Origin of the sequence: Neobacillus sp. NPDC058068, from assembly GCF_042885335.1 — a bacterium.
Lineage (GTDB): Bacteria > Bacillota > Bacilli > Bacillales > Cytobacillaceae > Neobacillus.
The window spans coordinates 24,718-42,374 of record NZ_JBHVSI010000002.1; the positions used below are offsets into that span (position 1 = coordinate 24,718).

At 43.0% G+C, this 17,657-nt stretch carries 15 protein-coding genes and 1 other annotated feature; all 15 genes read right to left on the minus strand.

Going from position 1 to position 17,657, the window contains the following annotated elements; translation table 11 throughout:
* Positions 1 to 15: 15 nt before the first annotated feature.
* On the minus strand, positions 16 to 660 hold the full coding sequence (gene pyrE / locus ACFVSW_RS02315; RefSeq protein WP_387311710.1) for an orotate phosphoribosyltransferase: 645 nt from the start codon (positions 658 to 660) through the stop codon (positions 16 to 18).
* Positions 657 to 1,373, minus strand: a complete 717-nt coding sequence (gene pyrF, locus ACFVSW_RS02320; protein ID WP_387311712.1) for an orotidine-5'-phosphate decarboxylase — start codon at positions 1,371 to 1,373, stop codon at positions 657 to 659. Before pyrF ends, pyrE begins: the two co-directional genes overlap by 4 nt.
* Complete coding sequence (locus ACFVSW_RS02325) at positions 1,345 to 2,286, minus strand: dihydroorotate dehydrogenase (protein WP_387311714.1); 942 nt, start codon at positions 2,284 to 2,286, stop codon at positions 1,345 to 1,347. The genes pyrF and ACFVSW_RS02325 overlap by 29 nt, the downstream gene beginning before the upstream one ends.
* Positions 2,283 to 3,056 carry a dihydroorotate dehydrogenase electron transfer subunit gene (locus ACFVSW_RS02330; protein ID WP_387311716.1) on the minus strand — a complete coding sequence of 258 codons (774 nt, stop codon included), beginning with the start codon at positions 3,054 to 3,056 and terminating at the stop codon, positions 2,283 to 2,285. Before ACFVSW_RS02330 ends, ACFVSW_RS02325 begins: the two co-directional genes overlap by 4 nt.
* Positions 3,053 to 6,259 carry a carbamoyl-phosphate synthase large subunit gene (carB, locus tag ACFVSW_RS02335; RefSeq protein ID WP_387311718.1) on the minus strand — a complete coding sequence of 1,069 codons (3,207 nt, stop codon included), beginning with the start codon at positions 6,257 to 6,259 and terminating at the stop codon, positions 3,053 to 3,055. The genes ACFVSW_RS02330 and carB overlap by 4 nt, the downstream gene beginning before the upstream one ends.
* Positions 6,238 to 7,344: a carbamoyl phosphate synthase small subunit gene (locus tag ACFVSW_RS02340; protein ID WP_387311720.1), complete on the minus strand. Its 1,107-nt coding sequence runs from the start codon at positions 7,342 to 7,344 to the stop codon at positions 6,238 to 6,240. The genes carB and ACFVSW_RS02340 overlap by 22 nt, the downstream gene beginning before the upstream one ends.
* Positions 7,345 to 7,348: 4 nt before the next feature.
* Positions 7,349 to 8,626 (minus strand): dihydroorotase, encoded by a 1,278-nt coding sequence (locus ACFVSW_RS02345; protein WP_387311721.1) that lies wholly within the window; start codon positions 8,624 to 8,626, stop codon positions 7,349 to 7,351.
* On the minus strand, positions 8,586 to 9,530 hold the full coding sequence (locus ACFVSW_RS02350; RefSeq protein ID WP_387311723.1) for an aspartate carbamoyltransferase catalytic subunit: 945 nt from the start codon (positions 9,528 to 9,530) through the stop codon (positions 8,586 to 8,588). The genes ACFVSW_RS02345 and ACFVSW_RS02350 overlap by 41 nt, the downstream gene beginning before the upstream one ends.
* A 343-nt stretch (positions 9,531 to 9,873) precedes the next feature.
* A complete protein-coding gene (locus ACFVSW_RS02355) occupies positions 9,874 to 11,184 on the minus strand; it encodes a solute carrier family 23 protein (RefSeq protein WP_387311725.1) in 1,311 nt (436 codons plus the stop codon).
* A 152-nt stretch (positions 11,185 to 11,336) separates the two neighbouring features.
* Positions 11,337 to 11,876 carry a bifunctional pyr operon transcriptional regulator/uracil phosphoribosyltransferase PyrR gene (gene pyrR / locus ACFVSW_RS02360; RefSeq protein ID WP_387311726.1) on the minus strand — a complete coding sequence of 180 codons (540 nt, stop codon included), beginning with the start codon at positions 11,874 to 11,876 and terminating at the stop codon, positions 11,337 to 11,339.
* A 182-nt stretch (positions 11,877 to 12,058) separates the two neighbouring features.
* Positions 12,059 to 12,970, minus strand: coding sequence for an RluA family pseudouridine synthase (locus tag ACFVSW_RS02365; protein WP_387311728.1), 912 nt, complete (start codon positions 12,968 to 12,970; stop codon positions 12,059 to 12,061).
* Complete coding sequence (gene lspA / locus ACFVSW_RS02370; protein WP_387311730.1) at positions 12,942 to 13,454, minus strand: signal peptidase II; 513 nt, start codon at positions 13,452 to 13,454, stop codon at positions 12,942 to 12,944. The genes ACFVSW_RS02365 and lspA overlap by 29 nt, the downstream gene beginning before the upstream one ends.
* A 72-nt stretch (positions 13,455 to 13,526) precedes the next feature.
* Positions 13,527 to 13,811, minus strand: a complete 285-nt coding sequence (locus tag ACFVSW_RS02375) for a hypothetical protein (protein WP_387311732.1) — start codon at positions 13,809 to 13,811, stop codon at positions 13,527 to 13,529.
* A 145-nt stretch (positions 13,812 to 13,956) separates the two neighbouring features.
* Positions 13,957 to 16,728 carry an isoleucine--tRNA ligase gene (gene ileS / locus ACFVSW_RS02380; protein ID WP_387311733.1) on the minus strand — a complete coding sequence of 924 codons (2,772 nt, stop codon included), beginning with the start codon at positions 16,726 to 16,728 and terminating at the stop codon, positions 13,957 to 13,959.
* Positions 16,729 to 16,802: 74 nt separating this feature from the next.
* Positions 16,803 to 17,045 (minus strand) — a binding site (T-box leader).
* 49 nt (positions 17,046 to 17,094) lie between these two features.
* Positions 17,095 to 17,610: a DivIVA domain-containing protein gene (locus tag ACFVSW_RS02385; RefSeq protein ID WP_387311735.1), complete on the minus strand. Its 516-nt coding sequence runs from the start codon at positions 17,608 to 17,610 to the stop codon at positions 17,095 to 17,097.
* Positions 17,611 to 17,657: the final 47 nt, after the last annotated feature.

The following is a 17,657-nucleotide window of genomic DNA, read 5'->3' on the forward strand; positions in this document are numbered from 1 at the left end:
AATTTCGCCGCTTTTTTATTTATTTGTTATGTTTTCTTTTTGCCTCCAATTAGCTGGGTTCTTCCTCCACAACAGCAGACTTTCCTGATCTTCGGCGCTAACATAGCCTTTTGATACGGCAACATCTATTAATGTTGGATAATCTGTAAGTGAAAAACTCTTAATTTCTTCCTCTCGAAATAACTGTTTTCCCTTTTCAAGCCCATATGTAAAAATTGAGACAACCCCAAGCACTTCACAGCCTGATTCCCGTAAGGCTTGCACCGCAGTGATTACACTGCCGCCGGTTGAAATGAGATCTTCAACAACGACAACCTTTTGACCTTGCTTTACTTTTCCTTCGATTTGATTTCCTTTACCATGCCCCTTCGCCTTGGAGCGAACGTAACACATCGGCAAGTTCAAATGCTCGCTGACCCATGCCGCATGCGGAATTCCGGCTGTTGCTGTTCCTGCTATTACTTCTGCATCCGAAAAGTTTTCATGGATGAGTTTTTGCAATCCTGCAGCAATTTCTCTTCGTACTACCGGGTAAGATAAAGTTAAGCGATTATCACAATAAATCGGTGATTTAAGTCCTGATGTCCAGGTAAATGGATCTTGCGGCCGTAGTGCTACAGCATTGATTTCTAATAGTTTTTCAGCAATCATCTGTTTCATTGATATACTCCTCTCCATGCATTCATCCATTGTTCATAGCTTTTCACCGGGTCAGTTGACTGTGTAATCGAACGCCCGACAACAATTGCACTTACTCCGGACCGCCTTGCAAATTCAGGAGTAGCGACGCGTTTTTGGTCACCAACTTGATCCGATTCCATTCTGATTCCCGGGCAAACGGTTAAGAATGAGCTTCCTGCTTGCGAATGAATCGATTCAGATTCCCACGCTGAGCAGACTACTCCATCTAATCCAGCAACTCTTGCTAGCGAGGCATAGTGCAATACTGATTCCTTCAATGTCACTGGGATAAGTTGCTCACTATTCATCTGCTCCTGTGAAGTACTAGTCAATTGAGTAACCGCGATGCACTCAGGGCGCTTCCTACCAACAGAGGTACCTGCCTCCAACCCTTCCAAAGCCGCCTGCATCATTTCTCTTCCACCAGCGGCATGAACATTGACGAGATCACATTCCAATTGTGCCAGCCCCTTCATCGCACTTCTCACCGTGTTCGGAATATCATGAAGCTTTAAATCAAGAAAAATTTGATGCCCCTTTTCTTTTAATTGCTGAACAATCGCAGGACCTTCCTTGTAAAATAGCTCAATGCCAACCTTTAGAAACAGCCGTCTTTCTTCAAACGGTGCCAAAAACCGTTCTACTTCGCTTTTGTTAGCAAAATCAAGCGCGATGATAAGCGAGTTGTCCATGCTGATTCCAGCTCCTTCCCCTGCATTCACTGATGTGTTCGAACCCTAATTTTTTTAAAAGCACTGGCAATTCTTCGATGATAGTTGGGCAAACAAATGGATCGACGAAATTTGCTGTTCCCACTGCGACGGCACTTGCCCCTGCATAAAAATATTCGACGACATCCTCGGCGGACTGAACACCGCCCATTCCAATAATCGGAATCGAGACAGCTTGACTTACCTCATAAATCATCCGAATCGCCACCGGTTTAATCGCAGGACCGGATAGTCCGCCAGTTATGTTGGCTAAAATCGGTTTCCCAGTTTTTAAATCAAGCCTCATCCCGACTAGAGTGTTAATCATTGTTAAACCATCAGCACCGCCATCTTCCACTGCCTTTGCCATTTCGACAATATTAGTGACATTCGGCGATAGCTTCACATAAACCGGGACACGAGAAACCTCTTTTACCTTCCTTGTCAATTGCTTGGCAACCTCGGGAACGGTTCCAAATGCGATTCCTCCTGTTTTGACATTCGGACAGGAAATATTTAATTCTAACGCATGAACATTTGCTGCCTTCGATATTTCCATTGCAACCGAGACATAGTCCTCTTCAAGGGAACCGGCAACATTCGCGATGATTGGAACATCATACTTTGACAACCACGGCAATTCCTCGGCCATAACTTTTTCTAAACCGGGATTTTGCAAACCGATAGCATTAAGCATTCCGCCATCTGTTTCTGCGACCCTTGGGGTTGGATTTCCAAATCTCGGCTCAACGGTTGCCGCTTTAATCATGATGGCGCCAAGTTTGCTTAAATCATAAAATTGGCTGTATTCCCTGCCAAATCCAAAGCACCCCGATGCCGGCATGATTGGATTTTTAAGATTTAACCCGGGTAACTTAACATCTAAACAGCTCATAGCACTACCTCCCCGGCACGAAATACGGGTCCATCGCTGCACACCTTTTTATAGGAAAACCCCGAAGGATCATCCGCCGTTCTACATACACAGGCAAAGCATGCCCCGATTCCGCAGCCCATTCGTTCTTCTAACGATAAAAACATTTTTTTATCTGCATAGTGTTGTTCTAACGCTTTTAACATCGGGGTTGGTCCACAGGCATAGATACAATCAAAGAGTAAAGTTTTCATTACTTCTGTTACAAAACCTTGTAGCCCGTACGTGCCGTCAACCGTTGTCACGTATGTTTCACCATTTTTCAAAAATTCCTGTTCATAAAAAACGGCTGATTCCGTTTGAAATCCAAGAACGTGAATAACTTTTACCCCTTTGGCCACTAGCTGCCTGGATAGTTCATATAGTGGCGGTACACCAATACCGCCGCCGACAAGCAGCGCTGTCTCTCCTCTACTTACTTCCTCAACGGGAAAGCCGTTTCCTAACGGACCCAGGATATCAAGTTCCATCCCCGGTTCCATTTTCGCAAGCAGAGACGTCCCCCTGCCTTCCTTGCGGTAAATCATCGTAAATTGTTCGTTCTCTTGATCAAATGACGAAATGCTGATTGGTCTCCGCAAAAGCGGATCCAGGGCATTGGCAACCTTAATATGAACAAACTGCCCTGGTTGTTTGATTTGACTTGCCAAGCCCGCTTTCACCGTCAGTTCAAAAATATCCTCGGCGATTTCCGTTTGGCTGATGATTGGGCAAAATTCTTTTTGGATCATTCGAGGACTGCCTCCTTATTTACAACACCCATTGCTTCCGCGGAAAAATTCATCGACTCGATTACTTTTAAGATTGCATCTGCCGTATCTAATGAAGTTAAACATGGAATCCCATTTTCAACAGCGCCGCGGCGAATTCTAAATCCGTCCCTCTCCGGCTGTTTTCCTTTTGTTAAGGTGTTAATAATGAATTGGGTTTCACCATTTTGAATCACATCCAGTAGTGTCTGACCATCCGAGCCGATTTTCCCAACAACCTTTACCTTCAAACCGGCAGACGCGAGCACACCAGCTGTCCCGCTTGTTGCCATTAAGCGGTAGCCATTTGCCGCAAACCTCAAGGCAAGCTTTAAGGCTTCTTCTTTATCTTTGTCTGCTACAGTAAACAAGACAGTGCCAAACTTCTGAATATTCATCCCTGAAGCAATCAAACCTTTATATAGTGCTTTTTCAAGTGTCAAATCCTTGCCCATTACCTCGCCGGTTGATTTCATTTCCGGTCCGAGTGTAATCTCAACGCTTTTTAACTTAGCAAATGAGAAAACCGGCACCTTGACAAACACTCCATTTTTTTCAGGAATAAGACCTGCTGGATAACCTTGGTCTGCCAAGGAAACTCCTAATATCGCTTTTGTCGCAATTTTTGCCATCGGGACATTGGTAATTTTGCTTAAAAACGGAACAGTTCGACTTGACCTCGGATTTACTTCCAGTACAAATACTTGGTTTTCTGATACCACATACTGAATGTTTAACAGCCCGACAATATTTAGTCCCAAAGCTAATTTTTCTGTATATTCAACGAGTGTTTGTTTAACTGATTCTGAGAGTGTCTGCGGCGGATAGACAGCGATTGAATCGCCGGAGTGTACGCCGGCCCGTTCGATATGTTCCATAATTCCTGGAATTAAGACATGTTCCCCGTCACAAATGGCATCTACTTCGACTTCTTTCCCTGTTAAATAACGGTCAATCAAGACTGGGTGTTCCGGATTGATTTTAACGGCATTTTCCATATAATAAAGCAACTCTTGCTTTTGGTAGACAATCTCCATCGCCCGGCCGCCAAGGACGTATGAGGGACGGACTAATACCGGATAGCCGATTTCTTCGGCAATTCCAATGGCTTCTTCCACCGATAAGGCCGTTTTGCCAAGCGGCTGCGGAATATGTAACCTTTCGAGCGCTTGTTCAAATTTATCCCTGTCTTCCGCACGGTCCAAAGCCTCTAAACTTGTTCCCAAAATGTTAACCCCATTTTCTGCAAGCTCGGCAGCAAGATTGATCGCCGTCTGCCCGCCAAACTGAACGACCACGCCGATCGGCTGTTCCAATTCGATGATAGGCATGACGTCCTCAAGCGTCAGCGGTTCAAAGTAAAGTTTATCGGAAATACTGAAATCAGTTGAGACGGTTTCCGGATTGTTGTTAATAATAATCGCCTCATAGCCGGCTTCTTTAATGGCCTTCACCGAATGGACGGTCGCATAATCAAACTCAATCCCTTGGCCGATACGGATTGGACCTGAGCCCAGAACAATCACACTTTTTCTATCTGTAACAAGCGATTCGTTCTCCTCTTCATAGGTGCCATAGTAATACGGTGTTTCGCTCACGAATTCAGCCGCACACGTATCGACCATTTTATAAACAGGGAGGATGTCAACATCCTTGCGAAAATGGAATATTTCCCGTTCACTCCTTTCCCAAAGCTCAGCAATTTTTTTATCCGCAAATCCCTTTTGCTTCGCTTCCTGAAGAAGTTCCCTGTCAAATGGGCGGGCTGCCAGCTCGGCTTCAAGTTCAATGATCCCTGCCATTTTCTTCAAGAAAAATAAATCGATTTTGCTCCATTGATGAATAGTTTCAATTGATATCCCTTGCTTCAAGCTTTCGGCAATATAAAAGAGCCGCTCATCCCCTGCTTTATGAATTCGTTTTTCGAGGAGCTCATCATCAATTTCCTCTGCCCTAGTCAATTCGAAATGGCAAACGCCGGCATCTAGAGATCGAATAGCTTTTAACAGCGATTCCTCAAACGTCCGGCCAATGGCCATAACTTCTCCCGTTGCCTTCATTTGCGTTCCAAGATAACGGTTTCCCGATTCAAATTTGTCAAATGGCCAGCGGGGTATTTTCGTCACAATATAGTCGAGTGCCGGTTCGAAACAGGCATAGGTTTTTCCTGTTACCGGATTAAGCATCTCATCAAGTGTTAAACCAACAGCAATTTTGGCGGCTAACTTGGCTATTGGATAGCCTGTTGCTTTCGATGCAAGAGCAGATGAACGGCTTACTCTTGGATTTACTTCAATAATATAGTAGTTAAAGCTAGCTGGGTCTAAAGCGAGCTGGACGTTACAGCCTCCTTCGATTCCAAGCGCACGAATGATTTTAAGTGAAACATTTCTTAACAGCTGAAATTCTCGGTCGCTCAAGGTTTGACTCGGAGCAACGACGATGGAATCACCTGTATGAACGCCAACAGGATCGATGTTTTCCATGTTGCAAACCACAATCGCATTATCATTGGCATCACGCATGACCTCGTATTCGATTTCCTTATAGCCTGCGATGCTTTTTTCAAGCAAGCATTGATGAACAGGGCTGTTCTTTAATCCGGATGAAACGATTTCTTCTAATTCTCCCGGATTGTGACAAATACCTCCGCCTGTTCCCCCAAGTGTAAAGGCTGGACGGACAATGACTGGGAAACCAATCTTTTCAACAAAAGCTACAGCTTCTTTTAACTCGTGGATAATTTCACTATCCGGAATTGGCTCCCCTAGCTCGTTCATTAAGCTGCGGAATAATTCTCTGTCTTCTGCTTGTTTAATCGCGGAAAGCTTTGTGCCTATTATTTCTACCTCACACTCCTGCAGTACGCCTGAATATGCCAGCTCCACGGCAAGATTAAGACCTGTTTGCCCGCCTAGTGTTGCTAGAAGTGCATCTGGACGTTCCTTGCGGATGATTCGGCTGACAAATTCGACTGTTAGCGGTTCAATATAAACGGCATCGGCGATTTCCGTATCGGTCATAATCGTCGCTGGATTCGAGTTTACGAGAATGACCCGATACCCTTCTTCTTTTAGTGCGATGCATGCCTGGGTGCCGGCATAGTCAAATTCCGCCGCCTGGCCGATAACAATTGGTCCTGACCCGATAACTAAAATGGAGTTTATATCTTTACGTTTTGGCATCGTACTCTTCCCTCCTGTTTTTCAGCATCAATCATGGCAAGAAACTGTTCAAATAAGCTGTTTGTATCCTCAGGCCCCGGGGAAGCCTCGGGATGATATTGGACTGTAAAGGCAGGGAAATCTAAATGTTTTAAGCCTTCTATCGTCCCATCATTTAGTGCGACATGTGTAATCGCTAAGCGTGTTTGATGTAATGACTCTGTTTCAACCGTGTATCCGTGGTTTTGTGAAGTAATCGCAATTTTACCTGTAGCCAGTTCCTTGACAGGATGGTTCGAACCGCGGTGCCCGAATTTCATTTTCACTGTGTTCGCACCGCAGGCAAGGGCAAATAATTGATGACCAAGACATATTCCAAATATCGGAATGGCCCCCAGTACTTGTTTAATCATATGGATACCTTCCGGGACATCTTTGGGATCTCCCGGCCCATTTGAGAGCATTATCCCATCAGGAAGCAATTGGAAGATTTCATCTGCCGTTGTATGGTATGGAACAACAACGACATCGCATCCACGTTTATTAAATTCTCGTAAAATTCCATGCTTCATGCCAAAGTCAACCAGAACAATTCGTTTCCCGCGCCCAGGGCTTGGGTATGAATTTTTTGTGGATACTGTTCTTACTTGATCAATCGGAAGTTTTGTTTGCCGTAATCTGCTTACTACTTCTAGCGGATCCCGCTCAATGCTACAAATGGCTCCTTTTAGTGTTCCATGCTCACGGATAATCCTAGTTAATTTTCTCGTATCAATTCCAGAAATACCGGGGATTTTTTTCATTTTAAAATATTCATCGATAGTGAATTCACTACGCCAGTTCGAAGGGTAGTCAGTCACTTCCTTGACAATCAATCCTTTCACAGCAGGATTAATCGATTCAAAATCATCGCGGTTTATTCCGTAATTTCCGATTAACGGATAGGTAAGCATGACAATTTGCCCGCAATAGGAAGGGTCGGAAAGAATCTCCTGATAGCCTGTCATCCCTGTATTAAATACGATTTCACCCATGGTATCCATATGACCGCCAAAGCCGTCACCGATAAAAATCGTTCCATCCTCTAAAATAAGCTGTGCTTTCATGCTATTACACTCCCTTTTCCCAAACTATCCGCCCGCCAGCAATCGTCATTTCCGGCCAGCCCTTACATTTCCAGCCAGCAAATGGGGTATTTTTCCCTTTAGATAGAAATCCGGATGGATCAACTTCTTTTTCTTTATTCAGATTCAACAGAACGAGATCAGCGGGAGCCCCCACTTCCAATTTTCCATACGGCAGGGCAAAACTTTTGGCAGGCTTCAGCGTTAAAAAGCCAATTAACTCTTCAAGCGAAATAATATTTTTTAACACTAAATGTGTATACAGGAGCGGGAAGGCTGTCTCTAAACCGACAATTCCAAACGGTGCCAATTCCATTCCTTCACTTTTTTCTTCAAGTGTATGTGGTGCATGATCGGTGGCGATGAAATCAATTGTGCCATCAAGCAGGCCTTCAATTAAGGCAGCACGATCAGCTGCATCCCTAAGCGGAGGATTCATCTTAAAGTTGGCGTCAAGTCCTGGAATATCATCCTGAGTAAGTAGTAAATGGTGCGGGGTGACTTCCGCAGTGACACGAATCCCCGCTCGCTTGGCATCCCTTATTACCCGGACAGACTCCTTCGTACTGACATGGCATACATGGTAATGACAGCCTGCTGCCTCAGCAAGCAGCACATCTCTGGCAATCTGGACCGATTCACATACAGATGGGATTCCATTTAATCCATGCTTTTCTGAGAAAGAACCCTCATGGACACAGCCTTTATTGATCAGAGAATTTTCTTCACAATGGGCAACAACTGCCATATCTGCCTTTGCTGCCTTACGCATCGCTTCCAGCATCCTATCCGCCGACTGAATCCCAACACCATCATCGGTAAAAGCGAAAGCACCCGCTTCTTTGAGTGCCTCAAAGTCTGTCAATTCCTTTCCAAGCTGTCTCGTCGTAATTGACGCATACGGTAAAACCCGCACATGAGCTGTCTCCCGAATCCGCTTTTGCAAGTCCTCCATATGGTTTATGGTGTCAGGCACCGGCCGCGTATTCGGCATGGCCGCCACGGTTGTAAATCCTCCCTTTGCCGCAGCGAGGGTTCCGGTCGCAATTGTCTCTTTCTTTTCTCCGCCGGGCTCGCGCAGGTGGACATGCAAGTCGATAAATCCCGGTGAAACCAACATTCCCGCTGCATCCACTTTTCGTTCCACATCCACCTCAATCTTCTTCTCTATTTTCGTAATAATCCCGTTTTCTATTAAAATATCAGTCTGAACTTTTTCTCCATTAAATGCTATGTAATTTGCGTTCTGAATAAGCAGCTTCATATTGATTTCCTCCCATTAAGCTTTCAATTGACCGTTTTAAGGCAGCCATTCTGACATAAACACCGTTTTCCATTTGTTTAAAGATTCTTGACCGTTTGCATTCTACCAAGCTATCAGCAATTTCCACATTCCGGTTTACCGGAGCTGGATGCATAATAATGCTGTTTGGCTTCATTTGCCCTTCCCTTTCTAATGTGAGGCCAAATTGGTTATGATACTCGGAAGCTGTAAAGCTTCCCTTCTTTTGATGGCGTTCATGCTGAACCCTTAGCAGCATAACTACATCCGCTTCCCTGATTGCTTCATCAATTGGTCTATATCTTGCTGAATGCAAACTGTGGTTATCAAACCATTCTTCCGGCCCAGAAAAAATGACCTCTGCTCCGAGTCTTGTTAAGGCATCAGCATTTGACCGTGCTACTCTGCTGTGACTGATATCGCCAATAATCGCAATTTTCAAGCCCTCAAATCGACCGAACTCCTGCTGGATCGTTAACAGATCAAGGAGCGACTGTGTTGGATGATGACCGCAGCCATCCCCGCCGTTTAGAATTGGGATATTAACTTTTCCAACTAGCTCATCAAAAAAACGGTCCTGCCCATGGCGGATGACGATTGCATTGACACCAATCGCTTCCAATGTTTTGACAGTATCGTAGAGCGTTTCCCCTTTTTGAACACTTGAGGTTTCCACTTCAAACGGAATAACCCCTAGCCCTAATCTTCTTTCCGCAACTTCGAAACTGCATTTTGTTCTTGTGCTGTTTTCAAAAAATAGGTTTGCCGTAAACATTTGCTGTTCCGTCCTCCAAGTCATTCCTTCCGAAAACCTTCTCGCATCTTCAAGTAGTTGATAAATTTCCTCCACCTTTAATTCGTTCGTAGTAAGTAAATGATGTAACATCCTTTTCCCACTCCTTTCTTAGTATTAGGCTGTGTTAAAAGTGAATGTTGATTTCCGTTCCAGGCGCTTCGCTTTCCGCGGGGCGGGCGGTGAGCCTCCTCGGCGCTAAAGCGCCTGCGGGGTCTCACCTGTCCCGCTGCTCCCGCAGGAGTCTCGCGCCTTCCACTCCAATCAACATTGTGCTAAAAATCAACAATGTTCTTTAACACAGCCTAGCATTAAAAAATGCACCCCAAAATCTCCTTCAGGGTGCATTGAATCTAAACCTAAACCATCCTTAACAGACTGGTTCAAGCCTAACACCCTTGTAAGCCTCTCTGGACTTAGTTAAAAGGTTTCTTTATTATGCTGTTTTCTGTTTTTCTTTCGTTTCCTCTTCAAAGATGTTTTCAGTCATCGGCTGCCGGCCAGGAAGAATTAGATTTAACACGACACCTAAGATTGCTGCTAAGGCCATCCCTTGAATTTGGATATCTTTAAATGGCAGCTTGAGAAAAGCTCCGCCAAGTCCGATGACAAGAATAACTGATGAAATGACGAGGTTACGTTTATCATCAAAATCAATTTTACTATCGACTAACATTCGTAATCCTGAAGAAGCGATAATTCCAAACAATAGGATGGAGACACCACCCATAACCGGTGTCGGAATCGTCCCAATTAACGCTGTTAATTTTCCAATGAAACCGAAGATAACCGCTAAAACTGCTGCACCTGCCAGCACGTATACACTGTAGACTCGGGTAATTGCCAAGACGCCGATATTTTCACCGTAAGTTGTTTTTGGTGGACCGCCGACAAATGCTGAAATAATCGTTGCTGTCCCGTCTCCAAGGATGGAACGATGCAAGCCTGGTTCCTTAATGTAATCACGTCCTACTACCTTACTAAGGATTAACTGGTGGCCGATATGTTCCGAAATGGTTACCACTGCGACAGGTACCATTAACCAGAAAATGTCCCATGTGAATTTCACCTTATAGCTGACAAATGGGATGATAAATTCCGGCATTTCCAACCAACCAGCTTTCATTACCGGTCCAAAATCAACGATTCCCACCATTAACGAGTAAAGATAACCAACGATAATTCCTGCTAATATTGGGATAATGCTTAATATTTTTTTTGCAAAAATCGAGAAGATAATAGTTGCCGCAAGTGTAACAAGAGCCGCAGAGAAATGAAGAATGCTATACTTTCCTGCAGGATTATTCATCGCCATACTAAGTGCTGTTGGGGCTACGGACAAGCCAATAACAATGATAACCGGCCCAACTACAATCGGAGGCAATAATTTCATGATCCAGCGGTAACCCGCCTTACTGATAATCAGTGCAATAATCCCATATACAAGACCAGCTAGGAAGGTTCCAACCATTGCCGCACTTGGTCCCCCTGCTTCGTTGAGTAGTTTAATTGGAATAATATAGGCAAATGACGATCCTAGATAGGCTGGGACTTGCCCTTTTGTTATTAATAAAAATGCCAAAGTGCCAAGTCCGCTGGAGATTAATGCAATCGCCGGGCTTAGGCCGACAAGGTATGGAACAAGGATGGTTGCCCCAAACATGGAGAACAAGTGCTGAATGCTTAATGTCAGCCATTGACCCGGTTTTGGAATTTCATTTACGTCTAAGATTGGTTTGTTATTCATTCTAATTTCCCCCGGATTCATTATTTTTTAATAAAAAAACCCTCTTGACCATGAAGGCACAAAGAGGGTTTAGAAATTGCCGCATCTAAATAAAATGAACGGCTTTTTCCCCTTTGTCAGCCTCACGGGACTGCATTTAAAAGGGCTGCTATTTATTTTTCAAAAATACTTACTTGATCCACTTTATCAACTTCTGCCAACTCAACCACGATTTTTTCGTCACTTGATGTTGGGATGTTTTTCCCTACATAATCAGCACGAATTGGCAGTTCACGATGACCGCGGTCCACTAAAACTGCAAGCTGGATTCCTGCCGGGCGCCCAAGATCCATAAGGGCATCAAGTCCGGCTCTCACCGTTCTGCCTGTATACAATACATCGTCAACAAGAATAACTTTTTTGTTTCTGATTTCAACCGGAATATCAGAACCTTTAACAAGTGGTTCCTGATTCTCGGTTTTCTTCGTTAAATCATCCCGATAAAGAGTAATATCTATTTCACCAACAGGAACCGATTTCCCCTCAATATCAGCAATTTTTGCTGCAAGGCGGTCGGCCAGAAAAATTCCTCTTGTCCGTATTCCAACAAGAACACACTCTTCAATCCCTTTATTTTTTTCGATAATTTGATGGGCAATTCGGGTCAATGCCCTGCCGATAGCCTGCTCATCAAGGACAATTGCTTTTTGCAATCCGCAACACCTTCTTTTTAAAAATAAAAACCTCTCACCGATGTTGGCGAGAGGCAGACAAGTTAATTTTAAGATATAGGCATAGCCCGCCTATAATCTTTAACCGTTTCCTTCTCAGCCTCACGGGACCGAATTAAAGGCATATTCAACTATCGTTATCTTACTGTAATTTTCGAGCTCCGTCAATTACTTTTTCGCAATTGCTCAAGCAAGCGTTCGATATCATCAGGAAGCGGTGCTTCGAATTCTAAATATTCACCAGTTCTTGGATGAATAAATCCAAGCACACCTGCATGCAGGGCCTGTCCGTCAATATCCAAGGTTTTTTTCGGTCCATACTTTGGATCGCCAGCAAGCGGGTAGCCGATATATTTCATATGAACACGGATTTGATGCGTTCTTCCTGTTTCCAATTGGCACTCGACGAAGGTAAAGTCCTTAAAGCGTTCCAACACCTGAAAATGGGTAACCGCATGTTTTCCGTTATCAACGACCGTCATACTTTGACGGTCTTTAGTATCTCTGCCAAGCGGGGCATCAATTGTTCCAAAGTCATGTGGGATGACACCGTGGACGATCGCTTTATATTTTCGCGTGACAGTTTTTTCAACTAATTGATTGACTAGGCTTTCATGAGCCATATCGTTTTTAGCGACCATTAACAGGCCTGTTGTGTCCTTGTCAATTCGATGAACAATCCCGGGTCTTAATACCCCATTGATACCAGATAAGTCCTTACAATGGGCCATTAAGCCGTTAACAAGTGTCCCTGTCATATGTCCAGGAGCGGGATGAACGACCATCCCCCTTGGTTTATTGACAACCAAGACATCTTTGTCTTCATAGTAAATTTCCAAATTCAATTCTTCTGGAACCACATCTAACTCTTCTGGATCCGGAATTGTAATTTCAATTTGATCATTTACACTGCATTTATAATTGGTTTTAACCGTTTGTCCATTAACAAGGATATGCCCATATTTAATCCATTGCTGAACCTGTGTTCGTGACCATTCTTCATCAAGCCCTGAGAGTACCTTATCGATACGGTCTCCCTTTTGCTCCTCAAGAATGATGTGTTCCATTGTCTCCATTTAATTTCTCCTTTGATTCTCTTTCATCCCGCAGCATTTGTATCATCAACATAATTACACCAATCACTAAAGCTGAATCCGCAATATTAAAGACCGGAAAATTATAGCCAAAAATATAGGTGTGGATAAAGTCGACGACTTCTTTGTGAATCACACGGTCAATGAAATTTCCGATTGCACCGCCTAGCATAAAAGCAAGAGATACCCCTAGGAGCCATTTGCCCTTCGCTGCTTTATAGATATAATACATGATTGCGGCAATAACAACGATTGTAATAACATAAAAAAGCCACATTTGACCTTGTAAGATCCCCCATGCAGCTCCTTGATTGCGATGAGAAGTAATGTACAAAACATTATCAATAATCGTAATGCTTTCTCCTTGATGCATGTTGTGAACAATTAACCATTTCGTACTCTGATCTAACAAAATAACAAAAAGAGCGATTAAGTAGTAATAAAACACTAAGAAATACCTCCACATCAGCCAATACTTACTTCTTAAGCATTTTAGCATACTTTTTCGCGAAACGACAATGAAACATGATAAAAAAGACTAGTGAAGCGACTTTTTGTAATATATTTCTAAATCATCGGAATCCTTTATTGTTTTTAAAGTGGGGATTATTTTTAATAAATCATCGGGCAAAAACTCTCCAGAAATTTCACATTGTCCAAAATTTCCTTGTTCGAATTTTTTTAAAGCTGCATCAATGTCGGCAAGTTCTTCTTTCAAAATCGATGTCAGCCAATCGGGCTTTTGTTTGTTTTTCAATGAATTTTCGATTTCTATTTGGGTTATACGGAGTTCCAAAAACAGCTCTTCCTGCATGGCATTCATAGTGCTATTACCTCCGTTAATCATTTGTCTTATTATATCCGGTCAAGAATTACTGACACGGGAAAACATTTGACATCAACAACAACAATTAACGAAAGAGGATAATTAATGAAAAAGCCCCAAGCAATTAGCTTGGGACCACTTCTTATGCCAAGTGTGAATAGTTCTCTTTAACGACTTCAGCACAACGCGGGCAAAGTGTTGAATGCTCTGAATCTTGCCCAATCTCTGTTGAAACAATCCAGCAGCGTTCACATGTTTCACCTTCTGCTTTGGTCACAACAATAGCTGAAGTCTCTAATTTTAGCGCGTTTTCAGGGGCCTCATCGTATGTTCCAGCCACTTCAAAGCCTGAGACGATAAACAGTTGTTTCAAGTTTTCTTCAATCGAATCTAAAAGTGCCTTCGTTTTCTCATTAACATATAGTGAAACTTTTGCTGTTAACGATTTTCCAATTAATTTTCCATTTCGAGCTTCTTCGAGTGCTTTTAAGACATCATCACGAAGGTTCATGAATGCAGTCCATTTTTCTTCAAGTGCTTTTGCACCCGCTAGCTCCTGATATTCTGGAAGGTCTGTTAATTGGACACTTTCTTCAGTAACAGAAGGAATGAATTTCCATACTTCATCAGCTGTATGAGAAAGAATCGGTGAAACCAATTTTGTTAACGCAAGTAATGATTCATATAAAACGGTTTGAATCGCACGGCGCTCGTGATTGTTAACCGCTTCAATGTATAAAACGTCTTTAGCAAAATCAAGATAAAAAGCACTTAGGTCAAGTGTACAGAAATTATTGATCGCGTGATAAATACCTGCAAACTCATAGTTTTCATAAGCATTACGAACATTTTTAACCAACTTATTTAATTTAACGAGCATAAATTGATCCACTTCACGTAAATCTTCATAAGCAACCCTATTCACTGCCGGATCAAAGTCAGCTAAGTTTCCAAGTAAGAAACGGAAGGTATTACGGATCTTACGATATACTTCGGCAACCTGTTTCAGGATGGCATCAGAGACACGAACATCCGCTTGATAATCAACGGACGCTACCCAAAGACGTAAAATATCGGCGCCTAATTGGTTCATAACCTTCGCCGGTACAACGACATTTCCAATCGATTTACTCATTTTTCTGCCTTCACCATCAAGGGCAAAACCGTGGCTTAATACTCCTTTATACGGCGCTTCACCTGTTACGGCAACAGCAGTGGATAAAGACGAATTAAACCAGCCGCGATATTGGTCAGAACCTTCAAGATAAAGATCCGCAGGACGAACTAAATCTTCTCTTTCAAGCAAAACAGCTTGATGGGAGGAACCGGAATCAAACCAAACATCCATGATATCTGTTTCTTTTGTAAATGTTCCGTTAGGACTTCCAGGATGGGTAAATCCTTCAGGAAGTAAATCCTTGGCTTCACGTTCAAACCAAATATTTGATCCAAATTCACGGAATAAATTTGACACATGTTCGATTGTTTCATCGGTAATAATTTCTTTGCCATTTTCATCATAGAAAACAGGGATTGGAACACCCCATACCCGTTGACGTGAAATACACCAATCGCCACGGTCGCGAACCATATTGAATAACCGTGTTTCACCCCAGGCCGGTACCCATTTCGTTTCTTTAACGGCTTCCAATAATTCATTTCGGAAATCCTTAATTGATGCGAACCATTGTGCTGTCGCACGGAAAATAACCGGCTTCTTCGTTCTCCAATCGTGCGGATAAGAGTGCGTAATAAACGAAAGCTTTAACAATGCATCCGCCTCTTCTAAGGCTTGCACAATCGGTTTGTTTGCCGTATCGTAGAATAATCCTTCGAAGCCTGGTGCCTCGCTGGTCATTACGCCTTTGTCATCGACAGGGCAAAGTACTTCCAGGCCGTATTTTTGACCAACATAGAAGTCATCCTCCCCGTGACCCGGAGCCGTATGAACACAGCCTGTACCCGCGTCTGTCGTAACGTGTTCACCTAACATAACTAAAGAATCACGGTCATATAACGGATGTGCCGCAACAATCAGTTCTAATTCCGCACCTTTGACCTTTTGGACAACCGCAGCATCTTCCCAGCCAATTTCCTTCGTTACTGCTTCAAGAAGGGCTTCAGCCACTAAGAATTTGTTACCATTTGCGGTAACGACCACATAGGTTAAGTCAGGGTGAACAGAAATCCCTAAGTTTGCCGGAATCGTCCAAGGTGTTGTTGTCCAAATAACAATTTGGGTATCAGTATCTAGGACACCTTTCCCGTCTTTCACCTTAAAGCCAACATAGATGGATGCTGAACGCTTATCTTGGTATTCAATTTCTGCCTCAGCAAGTGCAGATTCACTTGAAGGGGACCAATAAACCGGCTTTAGGCCTTTGTAAATATAGCCCTTTTTCGCCATTTCACCAAACACTTTAATTTGTTGTGCTTCGTATTCAGGCTTCAAGGTAATATAAGGATTTTCCCAATCACCACGAACTCCGAGACGTTTAAATTGTGAGCGCTGATTATCAATTTGCTCGAGGGCATATTTCGTACAAAGCTCCCGGAATTCAGCCACAGTCATTTCTTTCCGTTTAACACCTTTATTGGTTAGAGCCTGTTCAATCGGCAGCCCGTGAGTATCCCAGCCTGGAACATATGGAGCATGGAAGCCGCTCATTGATTTATAGCGGACAATCATATCTTTTAAAATTTTGTTAAGTGCATGGCCCATATGGATATCTCCGTTCGCGTATGGAGGTCCATCATGGAGGACAAACATCTGACGTCCTTTCGTCCGCTCTTGCACCTTTTGATAAATATTCATTTCTTCCCATTTCGCCTGGACCTCAGGTTCTCTTTGCGGCAAGTTCCCACGCATCGGAAATTCAGTTTTTGGCATTAATAACGTATCTTTGTATTCCATTTTTTCTTCCTCCTGTAATCCTATCATCTAACAGAATAGCCATTTAGAACAATAAAAAAACCCTCTCATCCCTAAATAGGGACGAGAAGGTTTAATTCCCGCGGTACCACCCTGATAAATAGTACGAAACGAAAACGGTACTATCCTCTTTACCATTCGTAACGTGAATAATACGCCTGAGCCTACTATCCGTTATGGAATTCGGTCCGGAACTCGAGGGTGATCTTCCAATTCTTCTACTTTACCAGGCTTTCACCATCCCCGGCTCGCTTAAGAAAGTTTTAGAAAAATTGTACTGTCCCTGTCAACGTCATGTCTGTCGTATTTAACTTATTCAAAAATTATATGCGAAATAATGCCGATTCGTCAAGCTAAGGAATCTTCTTCTTGATGAATTTTTAACTCTGTTGCATCCACTTCATACTCTAATAAATGATCCCAATCATCAGTGCTCAGCATATCCAGCTGTGCTTCAATAAGCATTTTAAAACGAGTTCTGAAAACTTTTGACTGCTTCTTTAAATCTTCAATTTCAAGAGCTATTTTCCTCGCTTTAGATAAGGATTCGTTGACAATCCTGTCCGCGTTTTTCTCTGCTTCCTTAATAATCAGCTTTGCTTCCTTTTGGGCATTACGCTTTACATCTTCGCCCGCTTCTTGGGCAATAATAATTGATTTGTTGAGCGTTTCTTCAATATTCACAAAATGGCCTAGACGGTCTTTCATTTCATTCAAGCGTTCTTCTATTTCTTTTTTCTCTCTGAGGACTAATTCATAATCCTTTATGACCTGGTCAAGAAATTCATTCACTTCATCTTCATCGTACCCACGAAAACCTTTATTGAACTCTTTATTATGAATATCTAACGGCGTTAACGGCATGATGCCACCTCCATACGAACTGTACTTTTATATGTATAAAAAAATAT